This is a genomic window from Acinetobacter sp. YH01020 (assembly GCF_013420275.1).
Taxonomy (GTDB): Bacteria; Pseudomonadota; Gammaproteobacteria; order Pseudomonadales; family Moraxellaceae; genus Acinetobacter; species Acinetobacter amyesii.
Map to the genome: position 1 here is coordinate 1 of NZ_VOYN01000077.1, position 10,819 is coordinate 10,819.

Consider the following 10,819-nt stretch of genomic DNA (forward strand, 5'->3'; position numbering starts at 1 on the left):
GTCCAGATTTAAATCCAATAGAAAATATGTGGTCACGAGTCAAGGCGATTCGAACTAAGTTTAGAGTTAAAGATATTGATAAATTATTTAAAGATTACTGTAATGATTTATTTGGTATTTAGCTATAAGTGCACGTTCAGCCCAATTAGCCATACTTTCCAAGTACCATGCGTTTTTAAATTGTGCATAGCTATATTGGTATAAATGAAATAATTCGTGAGTGATCGTAGTCCAATAATTTCCAGGAAAGTCTTTTAATTGATTTGAAATAGAAATGCTGATAAAGCAAAGATTATTTTTAAGATTCGTGGCACTTGGCGCTCGAGATGAGTTTTCATAGGCGAGCCCATTTCCTTTTAGTTCGTGTACATATATGGCAATAGCCTTTACATTCTTATATCTTGGGCTTTTTAGAGGATGTCTAAATCCTGCTAGTTTAAAGATATCTCTTGATGCGACTGCTTGGATGGCAATATCTTCGATATAGTCAGGAATTGCATTATTGTTTGTATCGTTCAGATTTTGGATGCGGTCTGTACTTTTCTGTTTATCCGAATAAAAAATATAGAATTCATCTTTTTGATAGACGCGATTGAGTTGCTTTGCGCTTTTTAATTCGAAACTGCGACAAGTATCGCTAGATCCGTATGCTGGAAAAGACATATTTATGAGACATAGACTTAATAGAAGGGTATGAGTTTTCATTCTTATTCAATAAATTATTTGCTTTACATGAAATATAGCAAATAAAAAAAGGCAAAGTAAAAACTTTGCCTTTTTGCACTTGAGATCAGAGGATCTTAGTGGTGGTGACCGCCTGCACCGTGTACGTGACCGTGTTCAAGTTCTTCAGCAGAAGCTTCACGGATTTCAACGATTTCAACTTCGAAAGTTAAATCTTGACCAGCAAGTGGGAAGTTTGCATCAACAAGAACGTTGTCGCCTTCAACCGCTTTAACTGTCACGATTTGAACGCCGTCATCAGTTTGAGCTTGGAATTGCATACCAGGTTGGATGTTGTCCACGCCTTGGAACATTTGAGCAGGAACTTCTTGAACTAGGTCAGGGTTGTATTCGCCATAACCTTCAGCAGCAGGAACAGTTACAGTGAATTTTTCACCAACAGTTTTGCCTAAAAGTGCTTTTTCAAGACCTGGAATGATGTTACCAGCGCCGTGCAAATATGCTAGTGGCTCACCTTGAGATTGGTCGAGAGTTTCACCCTCTGCATTAGTCAATGTGTAGTGGAAAGAAACCACAGAGTTATTTGCAATAGCAGTCATGTTATTGATCCATTCAATTTTTTAAGGGTTACATCATAAAGTGAAATTGCATTTTTGTAGACTAAATTTATCAAAAAAATGCAATTTTTAAATGTTTATGATGCTTTTTTCATTAATCGGGGCAAATCTGTAAATTTCAATGCAATTTAATTTTAGGCGCAATTTTTCGTGTAACAAAATCTTTAGCCGTTAATAGTCCTGCATGTGCATAGCCGTAAATTGTAGCTTGATGCAGTCGATATAATGAAACATACATTGATTTGGCAACAAAGCCTTGAACATTAACCTGACCTAAAAGTTCACCTACTGCTTTATGTTTACTTAAAGAGACTAAGGAGCCTTTGTCTGAAAATATGAACATCGGGAGTTGCTGACCACGGATACGCGCCTTTAAGCAATCCACGAGAAATGACGCTTGTTGGCTAGCAACTTGAGCGCGTGGGCCGAGGACAGGCTCGTCTGCACGCGGTTGGCAATGTGCACAATCACCAAACGCGAAAATATCTGGGTGTGCCTTAGTTTGTAGTGTTGCATATACACTTAAACGGCCCATGCGGTCTTTTTCAAAGCCTTCAAGTTTAGAAATTACTTCTGGTGTTTTAATGCCTGCCGCCCAAACCTTCAGTTCGGCTTTAATTTTGCTTCCATCATTAAAATAAACATGTTCAGCATCGACTTTTTCCACACGTTTAGAGGTTAAGACCTCAATTTTCATGCGTTGTAATTGCTGCTGTGCATGCTCGGCCATTTTTTCAGGGAGTGCAGGCAGAATCCGATCAGCACCTTCAATCAAATTGATCTGTACGCTTTGCGGATGAATTTTATTTAAACCATATTTATAAAAATTATTTTTGGCTTCGACCAATTCTGCGGAGAGTTCAACGCCCGTTGCACCTGCGCCAATAATGGCAATTTTCAACTCACGTGCTGTATTACTATTTTGTGCATCCAAATACAACTGTAAGAGATCTTGTTGGAAGATTTCAGCTTGTTGCAGGCTGTCCAAATAGTGACAATGTTCATACACGCCTGGTGTATTAAAATCGTTGGAAACTGAGCCTAAAGCAAGAACAAGGGTGTCATAACTCAGTTGCAGTTGTTCTTGAGTAGATTCATATTTACCTTGTTGGACTTTGCTAAGCTGAATGGTTTTTTCAGCAGGATTGACATCTTCAAACTTAGCCAACACAAATTCATAATGATGCTTCGCAGCATGCGCATAGTAGTTAATTTCTTCTTCACTAACCGACATAGTCCCTGCGGCAATTTCATGTAAAAGGGGTTTCCAGACATGCGTGAGTTTCATATCTACGAGGGTAATGCGTGCTTTCTTTTTTTTCCCGAGTAAATCACCGAGTTGAGTGACCAGTTCTAAACCACCGGCACCACCACCGACAATGACAATATGGTGTAACTTGGAGTCATCAGCGTTATTCATTGAATTACCTATTTTATTATTGTTGAAAAAAAGAAGATGGCACGAGTATGCCATCTTCTTTTTTGCACGAATAACGAATTGTCTTACAAGTTACATAATCACATCATTGACCTAGAGGGTAGGTTTTAACTTCTGCTGCATCCGTATTAAAGATGCTAAAAAGACCTTTAATCCACATCATGAAACGCTCAAAAATATTGGCTTCTTCAATTTGCACGTCATCTTCAATATCAAAGGTATTGATCAGCTGATTATTTTGATAAACCGTAACGGTGGCTAATTTCATCACTTCAGCCAAAGGCGCAGTGAGTTCTTTTTCATTCACTTCAACACTCAGTTTGGTCTGTGTTTCATGAAGTGGTTCAATGGCTTGAATTTGACCATTGCCAGTATTTAAAAGAATACGTTGCTGTGTAGGATCAAAAGCTTTTAAATCGATGGCATAAGCTTGATCATAAAGTGAAGTTGTAATCAGTTTAGGTTGTTGAGTTTCTACCTTAAACATTTTCAAGGTTGATTTAACCACAGGTAATTCTGCAATTAATTGCTTATCTTTGATTGCAACTTCATTACGTGTATAGGTATAAGCCAAGTTCATGAGGTTGTGTGCTATTTCTGCACGTTTTAATCCACTTTTTGCCCCTAATACCACAACAATCAAACGACGTTCTGGCGCGTCAGGATTCGCGATCAAACGGTTGGCTGTTAAAGCTAAATTATAACCTGCAGCTTTAGTAAAACCTGTTTTTAAGCCATCAACGGTAGGATCTTGTTTGAGTAAAATATTAGTTGCATGGTGGAAACGGTGATTATAACTAAAACTTTGTTGTTTTGAATAATACAAATAGTCAGGTGTGTCAGTCACCAGTGCTTGCCCTAAACGTGCAAGGTCAGCCGCCGAAGAGTAATGTTCTGGCATGGTAATGCCGGCTGGATTTTGAAAATTAGTGTCATTCATGCCCAAAGCTTTGGCTTCTTTGTTCATGCGTTCAATAAATTTAGGAATATCACCAGAAATGCGTTCAGCTAAGGTTACTGCGGCATCATTGGCAGACATGACCACAAGACCTGCCAAAAGCTGATCAACTGAAATTTGTTCACCTGCTTTGAGATACATTTGTGATTCATCCCATTGAACCACTTGCACGACTGGGGTGGCGGTCAGGATTTCATTTTTCTTTAAATGACCTGCTTTAATCTCCTTTAAAGCAATATAAGCCACCATCATTTTGGTAAGCGAAGCAGGGGCACGCTGAACATGGCTATTATGTTCTGCAATCACCTGACCCGACTGAGGGTCTAAAATGGTCCAAGCTTCAGCTTCAACAGTTTCAGGGACAATATTTAAAAGGGCAGCATTTGCTATCGTGGAGCATAGAAAACTAAGCAACGCGATGAGGTAGATCACGTGTTTCAATGAGGTTCCTTAACCAACCATTCCGTTGGTGGTAAAACGAAAAAATTTTTAGGCATGCTATGCCTTTTTTTTTCTGCTGACTAGTCATAATTGTAGACAATTGCGACAGTTCCGCATTCAGTTGTAAAAAATGTTAATCTAATTGATAAGTTATCTTTTATTTATTTTATATCGCCCATTATGTTGCATTATCAAATCGAATTTGACGATTATCGTCAACATCTAGTCCATGTCACTGCACGTTTCTTGGCAAATCCTACACAGGTACTTTCGCTGCCTACTTGGATTCCCGGAAGTTACTTAATCCGAGAATTTTCGAAGCATATCGAAGCTGTTCGAGCATATGATGAAGATGGGCGTTTGTTACAAATTGAGAAATTTGAAAAAAATAAATGGCGCTTATTCAATACAGATCATGAGTTGATCACGGTTGAATATGATGTATATGCCTTCGATTTATCGGTCCGTGGGGCTTATGTTGATCAAAGCCGTTTATACGTCAATCCAGCTTGCGCATGTTTAGGTTTAGTTGACCAAGAAGATACAGCCATTGAGGTTGAAGTTTTCTTGCCACCCGAGTTAAAGCATTTCCAACTTGCGACAGGATTAAAGTCAAAAAGTTTAGTGAAAGGTCGTTATACCTTATATGCAGATAACTATGCCCAGTTAATTGATGCACCGTTTGAACTGGCGGAACAAACCCATTTTAGTTTTGAAGCCAACGGCATTCCACACGAATTTGTGGTGTCGGGCAAACATGCCATGAACGCGCAGCGTATGCAGCAAGACATCGAAAAAATTTGTTCGACTGAAATTTCAATGTTTGGTTCGGCACCTTTTAAAGACTATACCTTTATGACCATGGCAACGGCCAATAGCTATGGTGGTTTAGAGCATCCAAACAGTACGAGTTTAATTAGCCCACGTGATGATTTACCAAAAGCCAATGAACCTGTAGAGCCATCGGCAGATTATCAACGTTTCTTAGGGTTATGCAGCCATGAATATTTCCACTCATGGTTGGTAAAATTTATCCGTCCAGAAAACTTTGTGAATTATGACCTCAACAAAGAAGGCTATACCTCTTTGCTTTGGGTTTTTGAGGGTTTCACATCATATTATGATGATTTGATTTTATTGCGCAGCGGCGTGATTAATCAGGATTCATATATCAAGCTTTTGAAAGCACAAATTGATCGCTATTTACAAAATCCAGGTCGTGAAATTCAAACCGTTGCTGAGTCAAGCTTTGATGCGTGGGTGAAATTCTACCGTCAGGATGAAAACTCAAATAATGCAGGTACCAGTTACTATAATAAAGGCTGCCTCGTGGCGCTGTGTTTAGACCTTGGCTTACGCCTACGTGGTTCAAGTCTTGATGCCTTAATGCGTAAGCTATATGAAAACGCACAAAACGGCATTCAAGTGAATGAACGGACTATTTTCAATTTATGCAATGAATTGACGGGTGATGATTGGTTAGAACAAATCAATCACTTGATTAATACTACAGATGAATTGCCGTTAGATCAGTTGTTCCCTGAGTTTGGCTTAAGCTATACACTCAAAAATGACAAATCATTGCCATTTGGTTTAAAACTGGCTGATAAGCCTGAAGGTGTGTTGGTTCAGTCTGCTCGCCGTGACGGTGCGGCGGCAAAAACTGGCTTGTCTGCAAATGATGTGATTATTGCAATTGATGGTCTAAAAGCAACCGTTAAATTGGCAGAAAAATATGCCAAGCAAGATGGAACTTATACCGTACTGGCATTCCGCCGTGATGAGTTGATGAGCTTTGAAGTAGAAGCGGCAGGTTCAGAATTGACGGAAGTTGAACTTAAAGTTGAAGATCAGGCTAAAGCTGAGAAGTGGTTAAAAGCTTAATTTAAGCTAAAAATTGAATGACTGGAAAAAGGATGCTGAGGCATCCTTTTTTTTTGCCCAGCATTGAGTGCGTTGCTTGTGAATGATGCACAGTTTTGTTGCGCCAATTAAGGATATACATTAAAAAATATATGCATTTTGCACATAAAATGAAAGAAAAATAATGCAATTTAGCCCTTATTAAACTCGGCACAGCTTTTGCAATTGAGGCGTATTCCTTAATGAATCATTTGCAGGGTGTGCTTATGAATGAACATGATGAAAGTCCGCTGACCGAAACACCAGATACGCAGCGTAAAGGGTTCTTGCCTATCGCTTTGGTACTGTTCAGTTTTACGTTTTTTACGGGAACGATGTTTGCTGGCGGCAAAATTGGTGTCGCTTTTGAGTTTATCGATATTCTTTGGATTACTGCGATTGGTAATTTACTGCTGGCGCTGTATGCCGCATCACTGGGTCTAATTTCTGCTCGCAGCGGACTAAATACCGTACTTATGGGGCGTTTCTGCTTTGGCAATTTAGGCAGTAAATTGTCCGACTTTTTATTGGGCTTTGCGGAGCTGGGCTGGTTTGCATGGGGCACAGCAACTTTAGCTATTTCCTTAGCCAAGATTATTCATTTGCCAGAAGCATGGAATATTCCACTGATGGTGATGTTTGGCTTGGGCTTTTCTATTACTGCGCTGATTGGCTTTAAAGGCTTGGAATATCTTTCTCGAGTATCTATTCCCTTAATGTTCCTTTTATTGTTGGGTTCAATTTACCTAGCAACCAAAGAAATTGGCGGCTGGGAAGGTTTAAACAGTGTTCAACCGACGGAAAGCCTGACTTATGCGACAGCAATTACCATGGTTTTTGGCACTTTTGCTAGTGGTGCAACACAAATCACCAATTGGACACGTATGGCGAAAAGTAGCCGAGTAGCTGTTTGGGCCTGCCTGATTAGTTTTGTTATTGGCAATGGCCTAATGGTGCTAGCTGGGGCATGGATGGCAATTGTTTATCAGCAATCAGATATTGTGGAAGTGCTTATTTTGCAGGGCTTATCCCTGGCAGCCATTATTATGCTGTGTCTGAACCTCTGGACAATTCAAGGGCCAACGATTTACAACGTCTCTGCAGCAGCATGCCATTTGGTACGCAGTGAACGCCGTAAAACCATGGTTATGATTTCTGCTGTGGTCGGCATCATTCTCGCGGTGATGGGTATGTATGAGCTGCTGATTCCATTTTTATTACTGCTGGGTGCAATTATTCCGCCTGTGGGTGGCGTAATTATGGCGGACTATTGGGTGCGCTATAAGGGAAAATATCCACGTTTGGCAGAAGCTCAATTGCCTAACTTTAATTGGATTGGACTGATTGCTTACAGCTTGGGTGCAGTTTGCGCGTATACATCGCCTTGGATTGCGCCACTTGTTGGTATAGCAGTGGCATTTATATGCTATTCCGTACTGAATGCGCTCTTTCCAGTTAAGCAGGCTGTATTACAGCAGGCGGCGGAGTAAGCCATGAGCATGAGTGTGCAAGATGTGCTTAATCTGCCAGCCCTGTATGAAATGAAACTGCGGGCAGGGCAAAGCAATGTGCATAAAACCGTACGCTGGTTTTATGTTGCGGAAAATGAAGGTATTGCAGACTGGATTGAAGGTGGTGAGCTGGTTTTTGTCACAGGCATTAATTATGTGCGAGATGAAAACAACTTGCTGGCTTTGCTGGAACAGGCTTCACAGCGTAATGTTTCAGGCTTAGTGGTCATGACTGGTGCAGAGTTTATTCATGTAATTCCGCCTAGCGTGATTCAGCGCGCTGAAGAATTGCAGCTGCCTTAATTGAACAGCCGTACAGCCTGAAAATGATTGAAGTCACGCATATCATTGGCACACGCTTAGTTCAGCTTTCTCAAGTAAAAAAATCTGCGCAGGATTTACTGACACAGCTATTAATGGGGGATTATCCCTCTTTAGAAACCATACAGCTGAGAGCCAAACATTTGGATCTGCCTGTGCTGGGTCGGCATGCTATTGCAGTCTTTAAATTAGGCAATATGCAAGCTTTGTTTCAAGGCGGTGAACAATCTCTGGAATCTCAGCTGTATCAGCGGAAGCAGCAGTGTTATGAGCAACTGGACAGTTGGTGCAAGCAGCATCAGCAGGTTTTTCCCGTTATCCGGCAAGGCGATCAATTTACTGCAGTACTGTCTTTAGAACATGACAGCCTTGAAGATTGGATGAAAGCATTATCCAGCCTCATTGAACATTTGAACACTTTAGATGCTGAGCTAAAAGTTTTTGCAGGACTGTCCAATCAAGTCAATTCCGCCGTCGCTTTTCAGCGCGGTTTTTGGGAAGCCTCGCAGGCGCAGGATATTGCTTTAGATGTGCAGGCAGAAAATGGTATTTGTCTCTACAAAAATTTAGGCATTTTGAAATTGCTCAAAGCCATTCCAAATAAATCAGTCATTCAGCAATTTATGCAGGAAACCATAGGCATGTTGCTGCTCAGTGACAAAAAACATCCTTATCTGCTGCTGGAAACCTTGGATGCCGTACTGAAAGAAAATGGCAACTTGAATGCATCTGCACAGCGTCTAGGCATTCACCGCAACACTTTAAATCAGCGCATTCAAAAAATTGAAGCACTAACAGGTCAGGCCATTAGCCATGCCAATTTTAGGCTGAATGCATCTGTTGCTTTGCTGATTTGGCACATGACCCACTAATTTATATAGATTGAAATAGGAAATACAGAGATGAATACAGCAAGCGCGAAAGTGATTAATGCAAAATTACGCCATAAAGAGGGATTGTATACAGTTGCCTATAGCAATGGAAAATTTGACCGTATTGAATTGCAAGATGGTGTGCTTCAAAGCAATGACAATCCAAACGGAGAATTTTCACAAATTATTGATGCCAAACAGCAGCTGCTTATGGCGCCAATGATTGATCCGCATATTCATCTTGATGCCGTACTGACAGCGGGTGAGCCTGAATGGAATATGTCGGGTACGCTGTTTGAAGGCATTGAGCGCTGGGGGCAACGTAAAGAAACTATTACTTTTGAAGATACTAAACTTCGTGCGAAAAAAACCGTGGATATGCTGGTGGCGCACGGTATACAGCATGTGCGGACTCATGTGGATGTTACAGATCCTGCGCTTACTGCACTGCACGCGATGCTAGAAGTGAAAGACGAAATTAAATCTAAAGTAAATCTGCAGATTGTGGCTTTTCCGCAAGAAGGAATTGAATCTTATAAAAATGGCCGCGGCTTGATGGAAGAAGCAATCAAGCTGGGTGCAGATGTGGTTGGCGGTATTCCGCACTTTGAATATACCCGTGAAAAAGGGGTGAGCTCAGTACATTTTCTGATGGATTTAGCTGAAAAATATGATCGTTTAGTCGATGTACATTGTGATGAAATTGATGATCCTGCATCGCGTTTTTTAGAAGTACTTGCTGATGAAGCGCGTGTACGCGGCATGGGGGAGCGTGTCACAGCCAGCCACACTACGGCTATGGGATCTTATGATAATGCGTATTGCTATAAGTTATTCCGCTTGCTAAAACGCTCGAAGATTAATTTTATTTCCTGCCCAACTGAAAGTATTCATTTGCAGGGCCGTTTTGATACTTATCCTAAACGCCGTGGATTAACCCGAGTTGCAGAAATTGACCGTGCAGGTATGAATATTAGTTTTGCTCAGGATTCAATTCGTGACCCGTGGTATCCAGTAGGCAATGGCAATATTCTGCGCATTTTGGATGCGGGTCTGCACATTTGCCATATGCTGGGCTATGAAGATTTACAGCGCTGCTTAGATTTTGTATCGGACAATTCTGCGAAAACACTGTGCTTGGGTAATCAATACGGGATAGAAGTTGGCCGCCCTGCAAGTTTTATTATTTTGCCGGGGCAGAATGATTATGATGTTGTCGCCAATCAAGCCAAAGCGGTGTTAAGTGTGCGGAATGGTAAAGTGATTATGCGCCGTGAAGAAGAGCAGGTACGTCTAATAGGAAATGGAAACTTCGCGAAAACAGCATAATTTGCATAAGCTATAAAAACGATGTAAAACCCATGCTTGGTATGGGTTTTATTCTAAAGATATGTATTTTTGGCAAACATGTATTATTGAAGAATCTGCATGCCTAAATTCAGTATTGAAATCATGTCGGCAATCCCTAAACTCTAAAAAGTCTATAGCATTCCATGGATAAAAATATTCTAGATAGTTTATATAGTTTTGAAGTAGTTCCCAGCTCTTATGATCAATTTTTCCTTCAAAAAGAATTTGTAATTGTTGTGCTTTTGTTCGTAAAGGAACAGCTATCTGAACCAGTTCGGAATAAATAGATTTATATTCATCCTCAGTTGTATGAATGGAGAAGCCATAAGCTAATTTGTAAATTTCTGAAGTAAATTTACTATGTAGATCCCAAACATCGGAAATCAATTTTGAAATTAAAGATAAATTATGTTGTTGTTTCCAATTCAAAACGAGTATTGCTGCAGTAACAGCGGCAAAAGTTGTAGCACTTGATGCTAAAAGAGAACTTATAAAATTTAAGTGTTCATAGTTTTTACTAAGATTAAAAAGTTTGTTACCGAAAGAAAAGTATAAATAAATAATGAATGAAGATGAAAGCGAATATTAAAAAAATTAAGGCTCTAGACTAGCAGATTTACACTTAATTTTACCTAATGAGGTTCCACAGCTCAGTTGCTAACTCATTAGGTTCCCTCATCCAACGCCATTCAGTTTCTTTAAGATGATAATCAAAGTACTCTTTT

The 10,819-nt window shown here is 40.2% G+C and carries 10 protein-coding genes and 1 pseudogene; 5 read left to right on the forward strand and 6 right to left on the reverse strand.

The features are described from left to right. Positions 1-87: 87 nt before the first annotated feature. From FTT85_RS17205 to FTT85_RS17220, 4 genes are all read right to left on the reverse strand, one after another. On the reverse strand, positions 88-663 hold the full coding sequence (locus FTT85_RS17205; protein WP_180012280.1) for a hypothetical protein: 576 nt from the start codon (positions 661-663) through the stop codon (positions 88-90). A 137-nt stretch (positions 664-800) separates the two neighbouring features. Beyond that, on the reverse strand, positions 801-1,283 hold the full coding sequence (locus tag FTT85_RS17210; protein ID WP_078189067.1) for a peptidylprolyl isomerase: 483 nt from the start codon (positions 1,281-1,283) through the stop codon (positions 801-803). A gap of 136 nt (positions 1,284-1,419) precedes the next feature. Further along, positions 1,420-2,721: an NAD(P)/FAD-dependent oxidoreductase gene (locus FTT85_RS17215; RefSeq protein ID WP_180184045.1), complete on the reverse strand. Its 1,302-nt coding sequence runs from the start codon at positions 2,719-2,721 to the stop codon at positions 1,420-1,422. Positions 2,722-2,824: 103 nt separating this feature from the next. Next, positions 2,825-4,138, reverse strand: a complete 1,314-nt coding sequence (locus FTT85_RS17220) for a D-alanyl-D-alanine carboxypeptidase PBP6B (RefSeq protein WP_180184046.1) — start codon at positions 4,136-4,138, stop codon at positions 2,825-2,827. Positions 4,139-4,318: 180 nt separating this feature from the next. On the opposite strand from FTT85_RS17220, the gene FTT85_RS17225 reads away from it, so the two are divergent. The 5 genes from FTT85_RS17225 to codA all read left to right on the forward strand — a co-directional run bounded on the left by FTT85_RS17225 (position 4,319) and on the right by codA (position 10,073). Further along, a complete protein-coding gene (locus tag FTT85_RS17225; RefSeq protein ID WP_180184047.1) occupies positions 4,319-6,022 on the forward strand; it encodes a M61 family metallopeptidase in 1,704 nt (567 codons plus the stop codon). Between the two features lie 221 nt (positions 6,023-6,243). Then, positions 6,244-7,530 carry a cytosine permease gene (gene codB, locus FTT85_RS17230; protein WP_257220835.1) on the forward strand — a complete coding sequence of 429 codons (1,287 nt, stop codon included), beginning with the start codon at positions 6,244-6,246 and terminating at the stop codon, positions 7,528-7,530. Positions 7,531-7,533: 3 nt separating this feature from the next. After that, positions 7,534-7,854, forward strand: a complete 321-nt coding sequence (locus tag FTT85_RS18810; RefSeq protein ID WP_257232192.1) for a PucR family transcriptional regulator ligand-binding domain-containing protein — start codon at positions 7,534-7,536, stop codon at positions 7,852-7,854. Positions 7,855-7,877: 23 nt separating this feature from the next. Then, entirely contained in the window at positions 7,878-8,744 is an 867-nt protein-coding gene (locus FTT85_RS17235) for a CdaR family transcriptional regulator (RefSeq protein ID WP_257232193.1), read from the forward strand. Between the two features lie 30 nt (positions 8,745-8,774). Next, the gene (gene codA / locus FTT85_RS17240) at positions 8,775-10,073 is read left to right on the forward strand and encodes a cytosine deaminase (protein WP_180042324.1); all 1,299 of its coding nucleotides are present in this window, start codon (positions 8,775-8,777) and stop codon (positions 10,071-10,073) included. Positions 10,074-10,121: 48 nt separating this feature from the next. Here codA and FTT85_RS17245 read toward each other — a convergent pair whose 3' ends face one another. Both FTT85_RS17245 and FTT85_RS17250 read right to left on the reverse strand, forming a co-directional pair. Next, entirely contained in the window at positions 10,122-10,523 is a 402-nt protein-coding gene (locus FTT85_RS17245) for a hypothetical protein (protein WP_180184048.1), read from the reverse strand. Positions 10,524-10,722: 199 nt separating this feature from the next. Beyond that, positions 10,723-10,819: pseudogene (locus FTT85_RS17250) on the reverse strand (IS1595 family transposase); the annotation flags it as partial.

Bases quoted from the DNA above. Each gene is read 5' to 3' on its own strand.
- FTT85_RS17215 (WP_180184045.1), bottom strand. From the start codon at position 2,721: ATGAATAACGCTGATGACTCCAAGTTACACCATATTGTCATTGTCGGT.
- FTT85_RS17225 (WP_180184047.1), top strand. From the start codon at position 4,319: ATGTTGCATTATCAAATCGAATTTGACGATTATCGTCAACATCTAGTC.
- FTT85_RS17205 (WP_180012280.1), bottom strand. From the start codon at position 663: ATGTCTTTTCCAGCATACGGATCTAGCGATACTTGTCGCAGTTTCGAA.
- FTT85_RS17235 (WP_257232193.1), top strand. From the start codon at position 7,878: ATGATTGAAGTCACGCATATCATTGGCACACGCTTAGTTCAGCTTTCT.
- FTT85_RS17210 (WP_078189067.1), bottom strand. From the start codon at position 1,283: ATGACTGCTATTGCAAATAACTCTGTGGTTTCTTTCCACTACACATTG.
- codB (WP_257220835.1), top strand. From the start codon at position 6,244: ATGAATCATTTGCAGGGTGTGCTTATGAATGAACATGATGAAAGTCCG.
- codA (WP_180042324.1), top strand. From the start codon at position 8,775: ATGAATACAGCAAGCGCGAAAGTGATTAATGCAAAATTACGCCATAAA.
- FTT85_RS18810 (WP_257232192.1), top strand. From the start codon at position 7,534: ATGAGCATGAGTGTGCAAGATGTGCTTAATCTGCCAGCCCTGTATGAA.